14 protein-coding genes, 1 tRNA gene and 2 pseudogenes are annotated in these 14,977 nt (G+C 71.1%); 14 read left to right on the top strand and 3 right to left on the bottom strand.

The annotated features are described in order from the left end of the window. The 11 genes and pseudogenes from ABEB07_RS18585 to ABEB07_RS18535 form a co-directional block, all read left to right on the top strand. Positions 1-500 (top strand): annotated as a pseudogene (locus ABEB07_RS18585) (NADH-quinone oxidoreductase subunit C); the annotation flags it as partial. After that, positions 497-1,465: a complex I subunit 1/NuoH family protein gene (locus ABEB07_RS18580; RefSeq protein WP_164584792.1), complete on the top strand. Its 969-nt coding sequence runs from the start codon at positions 497-499 to the stop codon at positions 1,463-1,465. The pseudogene ABEB07_RS18585 and the gene ABEB07_RS18580, both read left to right, overlap by 4 nt. Positions 1,466-1,467: 2 nt before the next feature. Then, positions 1,468-2,091 (top strand): NuoI/complex I 23 kDa subunit family protein, encoded by a 624-nt coding sequence (locus ABEB07_RS18575; protein WP_345669363.1) that lies wholly within the window; start codon positions 1,468-1,470, stop codon positions 2,089-2,091. Beyond that, entirely contained in the window at positions 2,088-2,819 is a 732-nt protein-coding gene (locus ABEB07_RS18570) for an NADH-quinone oxidoreductase subunit J (RefSeq protein ID WP_345669362.1), read from the top strand. The genes ABEB07_RS18575 and ABEB07_RS18570 overlap by 4 nt, the downstream gene beginning before the upstream one ends. Further along, complete coding sequence (gene nuoK / locus ABEB07_RS18565) at positions 2,819-3,244, top strand: NADH-quinone oxidoreductase subunit NuoK (RefSeq protein WP_164582969.1); 426 nt, start codon at positions 2,819-2,821, stop codon at positions 3,242-3,244. The genes ABEB07_RS18570 and nuoK overlap by 1 nt, the downstream gene beginning before the upstream one ends. Then, entirely contained in the window at positions 3,241-5,235 is a 1,995-nt protein-coding gene (locus tag ABEB07_RS18560; protein WP_345669361.1) for an NADH-quinone oxidoreductase subunit 5 family protein, read from the top strand. Before nuoK ends, ABEB07_RS18560 begins: the two co-directional genes overlap by 4 nt. A 6-nt stretch (positions 5,236-5,241) precedes the next feature. After that, positions 5,242-6,816 (top strand): complex I subunit 4 family protein, encoded by a 1,575-nt coding sequence (locus tag ABEB07_RS18555; RefSeq protein ID WP_345669360.1) that lies wholly within the window; start codon positions 5,242-5,244, stop codon positions 6,814-6,816. Continuing rightward, positions 6,813-8,336, top strand: coding sequence for an NADH-quinone oxidoreductase subunit N (locus ABEB07_RS18550; protein WP_345669359.1), 1,524 nt, complete (start codon positions 6,813-6,815; stop codon positions 8,334-8,336). Before ABEB07_RS18555 ends, ABEB07_RS18550 begins: the two co-directional genes overlap by 4 nt. A 296-nt stretch (positions 8,337-8,632) precedes the next feature. After that, positions 8,633-9,496, top strand: a complete 864-nt coding sequence (gene htpX / locus ABEB07_RS18545) for a zinc metalloprotease HtpX (protein WP_176150115.1) — start codon at positions 8,633-8,635, stop codon at positions 9,494-9,496. Beyond that, positions 9,493-9,885, top strand: a complete 393-nt coding sequence (locus ABEB07_RS18540; protein ID WP_176150116.1) for a YccF domain-containing protein — start codon at positions 9,493-9,495, stop codon at positions 9,883-9,885. Before htpX ends, ABEB07_RS18540 begins: the two co-directional genes overlap by 4 nt. Before the next feature lie 126 nt (positions 9,886-10,011). Next, a complete protein-coding gene (locus ABEB07_RS18535) occupies positions 10,012-10,278 on the top strand; it encodes a GlsB/YeaQ/YmgE family stress response membrane protein (protein WP_164582957.1) in 267 nt (88 codons plus the stop codon). A 97-nt stretch (positions 10,279-10,375) separates the two neighbouring features. On the opposite strand, the gene ABEB07_RS18530 is transcribed toward ABEB07_RS18535, so the two are convergent. Further along, the gene (locus tag ABEB07_RS18530) at positions 10,376-10,864 is read right to left on the bottom strand and encodes a YajQ family cyclic di-GMP-binding protein (RefSeq protein WP_164582955.1); all 489 of its coding nucleotides are present in this window, start codon (positions 10,862-10,864) and stop codon (positions 10,376-10,378) included. A 236-nt stretch (positions 10,865-11,100) separates the two neighbouring features. Here ABEB07_RS18530 and ABEB07_RS18525 point away from each other — a divergent pair. Further along, a tRNA-Tyr gene (locus ABEB07_RS18525) sits at positions 11,101-11,182 on the top strand. A 175-nt stretch (positions 11,183-11,357) separates the two neighbouring features. On the opposite strand, the gene ABEB07_RS18520 is transcribed toward ABEB07_RS18525, so the two are convergent. Continuing rightward, a complete protein-coding gene (locus ABEB07_RS18520) occupies positions 11,358-12,110 on the bottom strand; it encodes a hypothetical protein (protein WP_345669358.1) in 753 nt (250 codons plus the stop codon). 180 nt (positions 12,111-12,290) lie between these two features. Here ABEB07_RS18520 and ABEB07_RS39235 point away from each other — a divergent pair, with 180 nt between their 5' ends. Together ABEB07_RS39235 and ABEB07_RS18515 are read left to right on the top strand one after the other, a co-directional pair. Next, the gene (locus ABEB07_RS39235) at positions 12,291-12,818 is read left to right on the top strand and encodes an HNH endonuclease (protein WP_425589037.1); all 528 of its coding nucleotides are present in this window, start codon (positions 12,291-12,293) and stop codon (positions 12,816-12,818) included. A 15-nt stretch (positions 12,819-12,833) separates the two neighbouring features. Continuing rightward, complete coding sequence (locus ABEB07_RS18515; RefSeq protein WP_345669357.1) at positions 12,834-13,922, top strand: DNA cytosine methyltransferase; 1,089 nt, start codon at positions 12,834-12,836, stop codon at positions 13,920-13,922. Here the strand turns inward: ABEB07_RS18515 and ABEB07_RS18510 are convergent. Continuing rightward, positions 13,919-14,866: pseudogene (locus ABEB07_RS18510) on the bottom strand (IS481 family transposase). The gene ABEB07_RS18515 and the pseudogene ABEB07_RS18510 overlap by 4 nt on opposite strands. Positions 14,867-14,977: the final 111 nt, after the last annotated feature.

The raw sequence follows: 14,977 nt of genomic DNA, 5'->3' as shown, positions 1-14,977 counted from the left end.
CACCCGGCGCGCCCGCGAGCCGGCCGCGTCGCACGCGGAGCGCGAGCCAGGGTTCCGCGAGCCAGACGGCCCCCCGCCCCGAGGACACGGGAACGGAGAGCCCGGCGGCGCCGGTCACCCCGCCCCCCGGGGAGGCGACCGGCGGCGCACGGCCGACCGGCCCCCGCCGCGCACGCAGCGCGTCCGGAGGCTCGGCCTCCCAGCGGACCGCCCCGGGCGACTCCCCCGCGGCCAAGCCGCCCGCGCCCCCGCGCAGCGCGGACGCCCCCTGGCACCACGCCCGCCCGGCCTTCGACGAAACCGAACCCGAACCCGAACCCGCACCTGTACCCGAGCCCGTACCGGCCCCCGGAGCCCCGAAGGCCGCCGACGAAAAACCGGCAGCCTCCGAGAACCCCGAGGCCGCCCCCGACAACCGCAACAACCCCAACGACCCCAACGACCCCAACAGCCCTGACAACCCCCACCACCCCGACGACCCCGAGGGAGGCACGCGGTGAACGACGTGGCCGACGTCGCCCTGCGACTCCTGATCGTCTTCGTGGTCTTCCTCACCTTCCCGCTGATCGTCGGCCAGACCGAGCACAAGGTGATGGCGCACATGCAGGGCCGCCTCGGCCCCATGTACGCCGGCGGCTTCCACGGCTGGGCGCAGCTCGTCGCGGACGGCGTGAAGTTCGCGCAGAAGGAGGACGTGGTCCCCGCGGGCGCGGACCGCCGCGTCTTCCAGCTCGCCCCCGCCGTCGCCCTGCTGCCGTACCTGCTCGTCCTGCTCGCGATCCCGATCGGCCCCGGCGAGGGCGCAGTCGGCCAGGTGATCGACGCGGGCGTCTTCTTCGTACTGGCCGTGATGGGCGTCGGCGTGCTCGGCGCGCTGATGGCCGGCTGGGCCTCCGCCAACAAGTTCTCCCTGCTCGGCGGCCTGCGCACCGCCGCACAGCTGCTCGCCTACGAACTGCCGATGCTGCTCGCCGCCGCCTCCGTGGCGATGGCGGCCGGCACCGTCTCGCTGCCCGGCATCCTCGACGCCTTCCACTGGTGGTGGCTGCCCTGGCAGATCGTCGGCGCGGTCGTCTTCTTCGTGGCCGGCCTTGCCGAACTGCAACGGCCGCCGTTCGACATGCCGGTCGCCGACTCGGAGATCATCTTCGGCGCATACACCGAGTACACCGGCCTGCGCTTCGCCCTGTTCCTGCTCGCCGAGTACGCCGGGATCGTCGTCCTGTGCGGCCTGACCACCGTGCTCTTCCTGGGCGGCTGGCACGGCCCCTGGGGCGCCGACGGCCTCGGCTGGGTGTGGACGCTGCTGAAGACCGCCGTCCTCGCCTTCGTCGTCATCTGGCTGCGCGTCACCTACCCGCGGCTGCGCGAGGACCAGCTCCAGAAACTCTCCTGGACCCTCCTCGTGCCCCTCGCCCTCGCCCAGATCGCCCTCACCGGCGTCGTCAAGGTGGTGATCCGGTAACCATGTCCCCCCTCCCTGGCCTCCCCGGCTCCGGCCTCGCCAAGGGGCTGGCCGTCACCCTGCGCACGATGACGCGGAAGACCGTCACCGAGCAGTACCCCGAGACCCAGCCCGACCTGCCGCCCCGCACCCGCGGCGTCATCGGCCTGTTCGAGGAGAACTGCACGGTGTGCATGCTGTGCGCCCGCGAGTGCCCCGACTGGTGCATCTACATCGACTCCCACAAGGAGACGGTGCCCGCGGCCGCCCCCGGCGGCCGGGAACGCAGCCGCAACGTCCTCGACCGGTTCGCCATCGACTTCTCCCTGTGCATGTACTGCGGTATCTGCATCGAGGTCTGTCCCTTCGACGCGCTGTTCTGGTCGCCGGAGTTCGAGTACGCCGAGACCGACATCCGCGACCTCACCCACGAGCGCGACAAGCTGCGCGAGTGGATGTGGACCGTGCCGGCCCCGCCCGCCCTCGACCCCGGCGCCGAGGAGCCCAAGGAACTGGCCGCCGCCCGCAGGAGCGCCGAGAAACTGGCCGCCCAGCAGGAGGCCGAGGCCGCGCGGCCCGGCACCGAAGAAGCCGAGAAGACCGAGAAGACCGAGAAGACCGGGGAGACCGGGGAGGGGGCGGAGTGAACCTCGCCGCGCAGACCCACGGCTTCCTCTCCCCGACCGGCGTCGAGATCGCCTTCCTCCTCGTCGGCCTGGCCACCTTCGGCGCCGCCCTGGTCACCGTCACCACCAAGCAGCTGGTGCACGCCGCCCTGTGGCTGGTCGTGACCCTCGGCGGCCTCGCCGTCGAGTACCTCCTGCTCACCGCCGAGTTCATCGCCTGGGTGCAGGTCCTCATCTACGTCGGTTCCGTCGTCGTCCTCCTGCTGTTCGGGCTGATGCTCACCAAGGCCCCCATCGGCCGCTCCCCGGACGCCGACTCGCCCAACCGCTGGGCCGCCCTCGCCGTGGCCGTCGCCGCCGCGGCCGCCCTGGTCTGGGTGGTCGCCGACGCCTTCCGCACCACCTGGATCGACCTGGACGGCGCCGCCGCCGGCACCACCCGGGTCACCGGCGAGAGCCTCTTCCAGAACTGGGTCCTGCCCTTCGAGGCCCTCTCCGTCCTCCTCCTGGCCGCCCTGGTCGGAGCGATCGTCCTGTCCCGCAAGGCCAAGGCCGACGCCGACGCCACGACGGACACCACCGCCCCACCCGCGGCCGCCACCCGCCCCCCGGCACCCGGCGCCACCCGCACGCAGGCACCCGGCACCACCCGCCCCCCGGCACCCGGCGGCGCCCAGACCCCCGCCCCCGGCAGCCCACAGGCCCCCGCCCCCGGCGGCGACCGGTCCGCCGAGGAAGGCGCCCGCTGATGCACCTCGTCTATCCCGCCGTACTCTCCGCCCTCCTCTTCTGCACCGGCCTGTACGGCGTCCTCGCCCGCCGCAACGCGATCCTGGTCCTGATGTCCGTCGAGCTGATGCTCAACGCCGTCAACCTCAACCTCGTCGCCTTCGACGTCTGGCTCAGCAAGGCCGCCGTCGAGACCCTGCACTCCGGGCAGGCCCTGACCCTGTTCACCATCGCCATCGCCGCCGCCGAGATCGGCATCGGCCTGGCGATCGTCCTCGCCGTCCACCGCGACCGCGGCACCTCGGACATCGACCGGCTCCGCGCCGCCGCCGAGGGACCCGACGACGACCCCGACGACTCCGACGCCCCCGGCCACGACAGCGGCGCCGCCGCGACCGCGCGGGGCGCCGCGCAGGCCGACGAGAAGGCTGAGGCCACCGCGTGACCACGACCACCCTCGCCGTCCTCGTCCCCCTCCTGCCGTTCCTCGCCGCCGTCGCCGGTCTGCTGCTCGGCCGCACCGCACCCGGCTTCGTCCGCCCGCTCGCCGTCCTGCCGGCCCTCGCCTCCTTCGTCCTGGCCGTGCTGGTCGCCGCCGACCAGGGCGGCGGCCGGGCGATCGACGCCGCCACCCGTCTCACCCCCACCGGCTCGGTCCCCATCGACCTCGCCCTGCACATCGACGGCTTCGCCGCGCTCGTCGCCGTGCTGGTCGCCGTCGTCGCGACCTGCGTGCAGATCTACTCGACGGGCTACCTGCGCGACGACCCGCGCTACCCCTCCTACGCCGCCCTCGTCTCCCTGTTCACCTCCGCGATGCTGCTCGTCGTCTACTCCGGCGACCTGATGGTGCTGCTGGTCGGCTGGGAGGTCATGGGCATCTGCTCCTACTTCCTGGTCGGCCACTACTGGGAGACCCCCGAGGCCCGCGCCGCCTCCCTCAAGGCATTCCTGGTCACCAAGCTCGGCGACGTCCCCTTCCTGATCGGCCTGTTCGCCCTGGCCACCGACGCCGGCTCGTTCCGGATCACCGAGATCCTCGGCGCCGTCGCGAGCGGCAACCTGCACCACCCCACCCTGATCGCCCTGCTGCTCCTGGCGGGCGTGGCCGGCAAGTCGGCCCAGTTCCCGCTGCACACCTGGCTGCCCGACGCGATGGCCGGCCCCACCCCCGTCTCCGCGCTGATCCACGCCGCGACCATGGTCGCCGCCGGCGTCTACTTCACCGCCCGGCTCCTCCCCGTCTTCCAGGCGTCCTCGGCCGCCATGACCGTCCTCGCCGTCATGGCCGCCGTCACCATGGCCGGCTCGGCGCTCGCCGCACTCGCCCAGGACGACATCAAGCGCGTCCTCGCCTACTCGACCATCGGCCAGCTCGGCTACATGACCGGCGCCCTCGCCGTCGGCGACCGCGGCGCCGCCGTCTTCCACCTCCTGTCCCACGGCGCCTTCAAGGCACTGCTGTTCCTCGCCGCCGGCACGGTCATCCACGCCGCCGGCACCAACTCGCTGGCCGCCATGTCCCGCATGGGCAACCTGCGCGACCGCGTCCCGGACGCCTACTGGACGATGACCGTCGCGCTCCTCGCCCTCGCCGCGATCCCTCCCTTCAGCGGCTTCTTCTCCAAGGAATCCGTCCTCGGCGCGGCCGAGCACACCGCCACCGGGCACACCGCCCACGCGCCCGGCGCGGCCGGCTGGATCGTCCTGGTGGCCGGACTGCTCACCGCCGTGCTCACCGCCGCGTACGCGACGCGCCTGTGGCTGCTCGCCTTCCGCGGCCGCGGCGCCGACGCGCCCAGCCACGGCAGGCAGCCGCTGACCATGAACACCGTGCTCTGGGTGCTCGCCGTGCCCTCCCTCGCCTTCGGCGGCCTCGCCTACCGCGTGCTGCCCGACTGGTTCGGCGGCGGCTCCCTCGCCCCGGCCCTGACCACCTCCGTGCTCGGCACCGGCCTGGCCCTGGCCGGCGGCATCGTCACCTACGGCGCCTGGCGGCACACCACCGCCCTCACCGCCCGCACCCCGATGGGCGCGGTCGCCGCCCACCACGAGGCCGACGCCGGACTGGTCGAGGCCGAGGCCATCGCCAGCCACCGCCCCGCCTACGGCGACATCGCCTACGCACCCGACCCCGCCGACCCCGGACGGCTGCTGCTCGGCCCGCTGCACCGGCACGCCGCCGCCGGCTTCCACCTCGACGCCGTGTACGCGGCCCTCCTCGTCCGCCCCGTCCTGGCCGCGGCCGACCTCGTCCGCTTCCTCGACCGCGAGGTCGTCGAGACCTACGTACGGGCCGCCGGAGGCGTACCCCGGCTGCTCGGGGCCGCCGTACGGCGCGCCCAGACCGGCAATGTGCAGACCTATGTGAGCGCGCTGCTCGCCGGCACCGTCGTCCTGACGGTCGCCGTCGTCCTCGTCGCCACGGGAGCGTGAGCAGGCGTGATCGGTATCAGCGAGTCAGTGATGCAGTTCCTTCTGGCGTTCGTCGTCGTCGGCCCGCTCCTGGGCGCGCTCGCCGCCCTCCTGCCGGCGCCGCCCGGACTGAAGGGGAAGTCGCCCGAGCAGGCCGTGCTCCGGCACGGCGTGACCGTCACCGGCGCCGTTCTCGCCGCGGCGATCGTCCTCGCGCTCGGCTTCGACCGCCACCACCCGTCGACGATGCAGGCCACGACCGACATCAGCTGGATCCCCGCACTCCACGTGCGCGTCCACCTCGGCATCGACGGCATCTCCCTCCCCCTCGTCGTCCTGAGCGCGCTGCTGACCTTCCTCTGCGCGCTCTACAGCTACTTCAAGCCGCCCGCGGGCCCGAGCCCGAAGGGCTTCGTCGCCCTGCTGCTCCTGCTGGAGTCCGGCACTCTCGCCACCTTCTCCGTCCTCGATCTGCTGCTGTTCTTCCTCGCCTTCGAGACCGTGCTCATCCCGATGTACTTCCTCATCGCCCGCTGGGGCGGCGAGGGCCGGCGGGCCGCCGCCTGGCGGTTCATCCTCTACACCCTCCTCGGCTCGGTGGTCATGCTGCTCGGCCTGCTCCTGATCGGGCTCAAGACGGGCACTTCGGACATGGTGGCACTCGCCACTGACAACGGCCGGTCACTCAGTGCGTCCGTGCAGGTCGTCGCCGTGATCGCGATCGGGCTCGGGCTCGCGGTGAAGACCCCGATGTGGCCGCTGCACAGCTGGCTCCCGGACGCCCACACCGCCGCCCCCACCGTCGGCTCCGTCCTGCTGGCCGGCGTCCTGCTGAAGATGGGCACGTACGGCTTCGTCCGGATCCTGCTGCCGATCGCGCCGCACGGCTTCCACACCTTCGCGCCCTACCTCGCCGCCCTCGCCGTCGCCGGGATCGTCTACGGCTCCCTGGCCTGCCTCGCGCTGGCCAGACAGGGAGCCAAGGGCGACCTGAAACGGCTCATCGCCTACTCCTCCGTCGGCCACATGGGCTTCGTGCTCCTCGGCATCGCCACCATGACCCCGACCGGCGTGAACGGCGCCCTGTTCGCCAACATCGCCCACGGCCTCATCACCGGCCTGCTGTTCTTCCTGGTCGGCGCGCTCAAGGACCGCACCGGCACCACCGACCTCGACGCCCTGGCGAAGGAGACGGGAGCGGCCCTGTACGGCAAGGCGCCCCGCCTCGGCGGCCTGCTCGCCTTCGGCGCGGTCGCCTCGCTCGGCCTGCCCGGCCTCGCCGGGTTCTGGGGCGAGATGCTCGCCCTGTTCGGCGCGTTCGAGCCCGCCGCCGGCCTGAGCCGGCCCGCCTTCCTCACCTTCACGGCGATCGGTGCCTTCGGCACCCTGCTGACCGCCGCGTACATGCTCGTCGTGGTCCGCCGTGTCTGCATGGGCGGCGTACCGCGGCAGGCGCCGAGCCTGCCCGATGTGCGCGGCTTCGAGTTCGCGGCGTGGACCCCGCTCGTCGTCCTCACCGTCCTCGCCGGGCTGTGGCCCAAGGCCCTGCTCGGGCTCACCGACCCGGCCGTGCAGCAGCTCCTGGCAGGAGGCACCCGATGAGCGCCCTGGCCCAGCCGCTCGCCGCCTCGGCGGTGCAGTCCGTCGACTGGCTCGCGATCGCGCCGCCCACCCTCACCGCCGTGATCGCCCTCGTGGCGCTGGTCGCCGACCTGTTCCTGCCGCAGGCGCGCAAGCCCCTGCTCGGCTGGGTCTCGGTCGCGGGCCTCGCCGCCGCCGGACTCCTCCTGCTGCCGCTGCTGCACGGCGACCGCGCCGCCTTCTGCCTGACCGGACAGCCGGCCGTGTGCAGCTACCGCGCCGACCACTTCACGCTCGTCATCCAGTTCCTGGTCCTCGGCGGCGCCCTCCTGGCGGCCCTGCTGTCGGTCACCGCGCTGAAGGACGCGCGCGGGGGACTGCCCGAGGGCGAGTACTGGTTCCTGCTGCTGTCCTCCGCCGCCGGCGCCGCCCTCCTGCCCGCCGCCCGCGACCTGGCCACCCTCGTCGTCGCCCTGGAGGTCGCCTCCCTGCCCGCGTTCGCCCTCGTCGGCCTCCGGCACGGCGACCGCAGGTCCTCCGACGCGGCCCTGAAGTTCTTCCTGTCCTCGGTCACCGCCACCGCCGTCAGCCTGCTCGGCGTCAGCTTCGTCTACGCCACCACCGGCAGCCTCTACCTCACCCGGATCGCCGAGCGCGTCCAGCACGTCGACGGCCAGCTGCACACCCTCGCCCAGACCGGCGTCGTCCTCACCCTCATCGGCTTCGCCTTCAAGCTGGCCGCCGTCCCCTTCCACTTCTGGGTGCCCGACACCTACGTGGGCGCGCCCCTGCCGATCGCGGCCTACCTGTCCGTCGTCGGCAAGGCGGTCGGCTTCACCGGCCTGATCCTCGTCACCGTCGTCGCGTTCCCCTCCTACGGCGACGTCTGGGGCCCCGCCCTGGCCGTGCTGGCCGCGCTGACCATGACCGTCGGCAACGTCGGCGCCCTGCGCCAGCGGGCCACCCGCGCGTACAGCGCGGTACGGCTGCTCGCCTGGTCCTCCGTCGGCCAGGCCGGCTACCTCCTGGTGCCGATCGCCGCCGCCGGCTCCACCGAGAACCCCCAGAAGGCGATCGGCTCCACGGTCGCGTACGCCCTCATGTACGCCGCCGTGAACCTCGGCGCGTTCACCGTGGCCGCGCTCGTCGGCCGTACCCGTAGGCACAACCGGGTCGCCGACTACCGCGGCCTGTACGCCGCCAACGCGCCGGCCGCCCTCCTGCTGGCCTTCTTCCTGCTCTGCCTGGCCGGCCTGCCGCCGGGCGTCATCGGCCTGTTCGCGAAGGTCACCGTCTTCTCGGCGGCCGTCGACGCGGGACTCGGCTGGCTCGCCGTCGTCATGGCCGTCAACGTCGTCATCGCGCTGTACTACTACCTCCAGTGGACGGCCCTGCTCTTCCGCGCCCCCGAGGGCGAGGCCGCCGGGCACCGCGTCCCCGCCCCGCTCACCGCCGCCCTCACCCTGACGGGCGTCCTCGGCGTCGCCCTCTCCGGCGCGCCCCAGCTGGTGCTGCGCTTCGCGGCCCAGAACCTGTTCTGAGACCCGCGCCCGCCCCCCGGCCCGTCCCGGGGGCTCACGGGCCCGTCCCAGGGGCGGCCGGGCGTCGCCCCGCGCGCGCGGGGCACCCGATCACCACGCGCGCGTGCCGCCCGGCGTCCCGCTCACCCGGACGGCCCGCGCGCCGCCGTGCACGCCGGGGAACCCGGGGCCCCCGCCTGGCGTTGACCAGTACGGAAGGGTCCACTGGACGGGACAGCAGCACACGTCTCGGCACCGGTGGCACCGAACAGCAGCAAGCGAAGGGTTCCCCTGCCGCACCACTTGGAGGGCGTACCGTGCACCGCCGGCACAACGGGCTCAGGACCGCAGTACTCCTCGGGGGACTGTCCGCACTCATCATCGTCATCGGCAGCCTCTTCGGCCGCACCGGCCTGATCGTGGCGGTGCTCGTCGCGCTCGGCACCAACGCGTACGCGTACTGGAACAGCGACAAGCTGGCCCTGCGCGCGATGCGCGCCCGCCCGGTCAGCGAGTTCGAGGCGCCCGCCCTGTACCGCATGGTCCGCGACCTCTCCACCCAGGCCCGCCAGCCCATGCCTCGCCTGTACATCTCCCCGACCGAGGCCCCGAACGCCTTCGCCACCGGCCGCAACCCGCGCAACGCCGCCGTGTGCTGCACGGAGGGCATCCTGCGCATCCTGGACGAGCGCGAGCTGCGCGGCGTCATCGGCCACGAGCTGAGCCACGTCTACAACCGCGACATCCTGATCTCGTCCGTCGCCGGTGCCCTCGCCTCGGTGATCATGTTCCTGGTCAACTTCGCCTGGCTGATCCCGGTGGGCCGCTCGGACGACGACGACGGACCGGGCCTGTTCGGCATGCTGCTGATCATGATCCTGGGCCCGCTCGCGGCCACCCTCATCCAGCTGGCCATCAGCCGCTCCCGGGAGTACGAGGCGGACGCCTCCGGGGCCCGCATCACCGGCGACCCGCTCGCCCTCGCCGGCGCCCTGCGCAAGCTGGAGGCGGGCACCCAGCAGCTTCCGCTGCCCCCCGAGCCGCGCATCGAGACCGCCAGCCACATGATGATCGCGAATCCCTTCCGCCCGGGCCAGGGACTGTCGAAGATGTTCTCGACACATCCACCCATGGCGGAGCGCATCGCCCGCCTCGAACAGATGGCAGGTCGACAGCAGTGAAGACAATCCTCAACGTCATCTGGGTGGTCCTCAGCGGCTTCTGGCTGTTCCTGGCCTACCTCCTGGCCGGCGTGCTGCTGTGCGTCACGGTGATCGGCATCCCATTCGGCATAGCGGCCTTCCGGATCGGCGTCTACGCCCTGTGGCCCTTCGGGTACACCACCGTCGAACGCCGCGACGCGGGCGCGCCCTCCTGCGTCGGCAACGTGCTCTGGCTGGTCCTGGCCGGCTGGTGGCTGGCGATCGGCCACATCGTCACGGGCGTCCTCCTGTGCGTCACGATCATCGGCATCCCGTTCGGCATCGCCAACTTCAAGTTGATCCCGGTCTCGCTGCTGCCGCTGGGCCGCGAGATCGTCCGCACGGACCAGCCGTTCGCGGCCCGCTGACACCCGGGACGCGGTCCGCCGCAACCATGGGGCGCGGCCGCGGCGTCCTCCTCATCGACACGGCACGAACACGCGTGTGGCACGCACGACGGCCGGAGCGGTCGGCGAGAAGGGCAGGTTCAGGGCATGGGCGTCATCAGCTGGATCATCCTGGGACTGTTGGCCGGGGCCATCGCGAAGCTGCTGCTGCCGGGCCGCGACCCGGGCGGCTTCATCGGCACCACGCTGATCGGCATCGCGGGCGCGTTCATCGGCGGCTGGATCTCGGCCCGCTGGCTGGACCACCCGGTCTCCAAGCACTTCTACGACGGCGCCACCTGGGCCGCGGCGATCGGCGGCTCACTGGTCCTGCTGATCGCCTACCGGATCCTGTTCGGCAACTCACGCGACTGAGCGCGACCCGCCACCGAGCGGCCGAGGGCGGGCACCCCCATGGGCGCCCGCCCTCGGCGGTACCGGACGATCCGGGACGGGCCCGAGGCCCCCGGACCTACCGGTAGTTGACGAACTGCAGCGCGAAGTCGAAGTCCTGCCCCTTGAGCAGCGCGATCACGGTCTGGAGGTCGTCCCGGCTCTTGGAGCTGACCCGCAGCTCCTCGCCCTGGACCTGAGCCTTGATGCCCTTGGGGCCCTCATCGCGGATCAGCTTCGCCACCTTCTTCGCGTTCTCCTGGGAGATGCCCTCCTCGATCGTCGCGAAGATCTTGTACTCCTTGCCGGAGAGCTGCGGCTCACCCGCGTCCAGCGCCTTCAGCGAGATGCCCCGCTTGATCAGCTTGGACTGGAAGACGTCGAGAACCGCGGTCACCCGGTCCTCGGAGTTCGCCTCCATGAGGATCTTCTCACCGGACCACGAGATCGAGGCGCCCACGCCCTTGAAGTCGTAGCGCTGCGAGATCTCCTTGGCGGCCTGGTTGAGGGCGTTGTCGACCTCCTGCCGCTCGACCTTCGAGACGATGTCGAAACTGGAGTCGGCCATGTCCTGTGGCTCCTTGTATCGGGGTGTGTCGGGGTGCGTGTCGGTGCGTGCCGGCGGGTGGGGGAGACCGCCGGGCCGGGACCCGACGGCCCCGGTCCGCATCCGCCCCAGCCTAGCCATCCCCGCTCCACCCGGTGCTGATCAATCGGGTGGCGAAGCACCCCCGCGCATCGGGTATTGTTTACGTCGTTGCCAGGGAGCACCGCCGAAAGGCGGTTCGAACGGCAGCAAACCCCGGCGGTGTGCCCGAGCGGCCAAAGGGAGCAGACTGTAAATCTGCCGGCTCAGCCTTCCCAGGTTCGAATCCTGGCGCCGCCACACTGGGGAAAACCCCCTCCGACCAGCCTCTTCGGCAGGTCGGAGGGGGTTTCTTCGTTGCCAGCGGTTGTTCGATCCAGCACCGGCCGCAGGCGGCGTGTCTCACCTTGTGCCGCCCGAATCCCACCCCTGATCAGGGCGTGTCCCCCAGGCGTCCCCCAGGGGGAACAGGCGATCACTCCGGCTCGTTCCACTCGCGCAGCGCCGCATCGATCCGGTTGTTCGCCTGCTCACGCGTCCGGTCTAGAACCTTCGCGTAGACCTTGAGCAGTACCGCGATGCTGTGCCCTGCGCGCCGAGCGCACTCCATCGGGTCCACTCCTGAGCTGAGCCAGAAGGAGACGCCCGCGTGGCGAAGATCATAGGGACGACGGGCCAGCAACGAGACGATCTCAGCCTCGGTCAAAACGCTCTCGCGGGCTCTGGCCCACACCTCCCCGTAGCCGGTCTCTTGGAGAAGGCCCCCGCGGGCGGTCCGGAAGAGCCGGCCGTCAGGGGCTGTGCCGTGCGTGTCGAGGTGCTGTCGGAGCATGCGCACGAAGTGGGGAGGAATCGGTACCGGGCGCGAGTCCTTCACCGCGCGGGCCTTGAGCTGGCGGGCCTCATGGGCCGTCCCGTCGTCAGTCCAGCTCCGTCCTGCCCGGACAACTCCCTGACGAAGGGTGAGAGTTCCCCAGCCCTTGTCGGGCAAGTGGCACTGAGTGGAGCGGAGCGCGGCGGCTTCCGCCGGCCGCATGGCCGCGTAGTACAGGCACCCGAAGAACGCTTCGAGGTGCTGGCCCCGCGCCCCCTGCTCGCGTACCCCGCCAACAGGCTCCGCACCTGCCGCGGATTGGCTTTCGGGGTCCACCTCTTCCACGGCTTTCGGGGCGGTCCACTTCACTGACGTCAGGGGATTCACGGGAGTGGTGAAGAGATGCTCTTCCACCGCGAGCCCCACTACGTCACTCAGGCAGGCCCGCTTCCGCTTGGCCGTCAGCGTCGAGCACTTCGAGTACTTCCGCTCACCGACCAGCCACTGGACGCCCGGACTCAGTTGGGCCGCGGCATATGGTCCGGACCATGTCGTGACCATCGCCTATGAACGGGACCACCTCCCGGCCAAAAGGTGTCCGTTGGCGGACCTGCTGTCCGTGACAGGGCTGCTCGGCACTCTGTACAGGGAAGAGCTGCTTTTTGCTGTAGCCCCGGAGATCCTGCACCGGAGGCGTTGGAAGCCGAGCAGAGCGCGGCCAGGACCACCGGCCGTCGCACGACGAGTGGGGAGCGACTGCGTCACTCCGGGCAAGGCTTCATAAGAGACAGGCGCACCTGCCGGGACTGCGGGCGGACTCCGGCGCAGGGTGCATCGCTGCAGACTCATCACGTTCTGCCAGGGCACAAGGGCGGAAAGGACGACGAGGAGAATCTGACCTCGCGCTGTGACCAGTGCCACGGAGGACGGCACGCCCTCATGGAGGGCACCCCGAAGGATGAGTCACTCGACCCGGAGTACGAAGCGGACCCGCGGGACGTTTTGAACCTCACACGCTCCGTCTGCCAGGGGAGACCTACGCGGCACTGGGTTGTCAGTGGTCACAGGTACGCTCGCAGAGCGCTGCACAACAAAGTGCGGCCGCTTGGACCGCCACCCTGACGCTCTGGAGATCACGTGCAGCCAGTCAAGATCGTCGACTTGTTCGCCGGACCTGGTGGCGTGGATGTGGCTGCTGAGAGACTGGGAGTACCCACAGTCGGCATTGAATGGGATGCCGACGCTTGCGAGACCCGCCGCGCTGCCGGTCTGGGCACAGTGCAGGGTGACGTGCGGCGGTACGGTCCGGCCGACTTTCCGGACGCAGACGTGCTCGCCGGCGGCCCGCCCTGCCAGACATTCACGGTCGCAGGCAGCGGGGCCGGCCGTAAGGCCCTTGATGACGTCCTCGAATTCGTTGAGCAAATGACTGCTCGCGTCAATCGCGAGCAGATCGTCAGCGATCTCGCGAATCTGGATGACGAGCGGACCGGCCTCGTGCTGGAACCCCTCCGATGGATTCTGGAAGCCATCGACGTGCAGAAGAAGCCCTACGAGGCGATCGTCCTGGAGCAGGTGCCTGCGGTGCTCCCGGTATGGGAAGCATACGCACGAGCCCTTAGGAACGAGGGTTACTCGGTTGACTACGGACTCCTGCTCACAGAGGCCTATGGCGTTCCGCAGACGCGGAAGCGGGCGGTACTGATCGCGCGCAGGGGGGAGCACGACATGAAACTGCCCGCCCCTACTCACCGGACCTATCGCAAGGGAGTTCCGCGTGATGCCGGCGACGCGTCGAAGGAGCCCTGGCGCACCATGGGCGACGTGATCGAGCGAGGAACGCCCTTCGAGGTCATCTCGAACTACGGAACCGGCGGTGATCCCAAGCTGCGTGGGCGCAGGTCGTCGTCTCAACCCTCTGCCACTGTGACCGGCAAGATCCGCCGCAACCGTGTCGTCTCCCTCGACGGAGCCGAACTGGATCGATTCAACCACTCCGAGGCGGGACGGCTTCAGACGTTTCCTGCCGACTACCCGTGGTCAGGTCGCGACATCGGGCAGCAGATCGGGAACGCCGTCCCGCCGCGGCTGGCGGTTCACGTCTTGAGCGCCGCCTTCGGCTGGTCTCCTCCGAGTGAGGAACTGTTGGAGAAGCTTGACTGGTGGCACCGTCTGCCGGCGCAAGCCGTGTCCGTGCCTGACGACGAGGCGCTGGTGGGGGCCTAGCTGTATTGCCCTGCGAGGTTGGGGACACGGCTGGCGGGTGGTTGACTCTTGAGCGCGGTGTGTCTGCGGTGGTGATTGTAGGTGTGCAGCCAGCAGGGGAACGCTTCGCGTCGTTCCCGTTCGCTGCGGTAGGGGCGGGCGTAGGCCCACTCGTCCAGCAGCGTCCGGTTGAAGCGTTCGACCTTGCCGTTCGTCTGGGGCCGGTAGGGCCGGGTTCGCTTGTGGGTGATCCCGGCCTCCGCCAACTGGTCGCGCCGGTGGCGTAGCGGTGGCAGGCGCCGTTGTCGGTCAGGACCCGTTCGACGGTGATCCCGCACGAGGTGACGTACGCCCGTGCCCGGAAGCCGGTGGCGGTCTCCTTCTTCTCGTCGGTGTGGACCTCGCTGCAGGCCAGGCGGGAGTGGTCGTCGACGGCGGTGTGCAGGTGGCTGTAGCCGGCGTTCGAGCGGGTCCTGCGGCCCGCTTGCCGGCCGAGGACCTTGTGACCGCCGCCGTCGGGGATGTTGCCGAGCTTCTTGATGTCGACGTGCACCAGCTCGCCTGGGCGGTCGCGTTCGTAGCGGCGTATGACACGGCCGGTTGCCCGGTCCAGATGGGCGAGGCGGACCAGACGGGTAGCGGGTGAGGACCCGGTGCACGGTGGAGGGTACGAGCCGCAGCAGGTGTGCGGTGCGGGCCGGTCCCCATCGCCTCAGCACGCGGATCTTGATGATCCCGCGTTCAGTGCGGGTCGGGGTGCGGCGCGGGCTGGTGTGCGGCCGGGAGGGCAGATCGCTCATCCCTGCCTCGCCGAACCGACGGTAGCGGGCGGCCCACCGCTGGGCGGTGGTGGGCGAGACCTGGAAGCGTTCGGCGGCCCGGCGAAGAGTCCAGCCGTCCTCGACGACACAGCGGGCCAGGCGCAGGCGTCCGGTCTCGGTCAGGGGTGCATTACGGTGGGGCACGAGGGCCTTTCTGCCGGTGCAGACGTCGCAATCCACACCGAACTGAGGTTCCCCCGAGATGCGGGGAAAGGTGACAGCAGGTCAGATGGGTCTCACGAGAGGAGTCCAGAC

Origin of the sequence: Streptomyces similanensis (genome assembly GCF_039543625.1) — a bacterium.
GTDB classification, from domain to species: domain Bacteria; phylum Actinomycetota; class Actinomycetes; order Streptomycetales; family Streptomycetaceae; genus Streptomyces; species Streptomyces similanensis.
The sequence above is the reverse complement of the archived record's forward strand: the minus strand, read 5'-3'. Positions and strand labels throughout refer to the sequence as shown.

What these genes read in the sequence shown, in the direction of transcription:
- ABEB07_RS18575 (WP_345669363.1), top strand. Translation starts at nt 1,468, where the DNA reads ATGTCCCCCCTCCCTGGCCTCCCCGGCTCCGGCCTCGCCAAGGGGCTG.
- nuoK (WP_164582969.1), top strand. Translation starts at nt 2,819, where the DNA reads ATGCACCTCGTCTATCCCGCCGTACTCTCCGCCCTCCTCTTCTGCACC.
- ABEB07_RS18550 (WP_345669359.1), top strand. Translation starts at nt 6,813, where the DNA reads ATGAGCGCCCTGGCCCAGCCGCTCGCCGCCTCGGCGGTGCAGTCCGTC.
- ABEB07_RS18535 (WP_164582957.1), top strand. Translation starts at nt 10,012, where the DNA reads ATGGGCGTCATCAGCTGGATCATCCTGGGACTGTTGGCCGGGGCCATC.
- ABEB07_RS18530 (WP_164582955.1), bottom strand. Translation starts at nt 10,864, where the DNA reads ATGGCCGACTCCAGTTTCGACATCGTCTCGAAGGTCGAGCGGCAGGAG.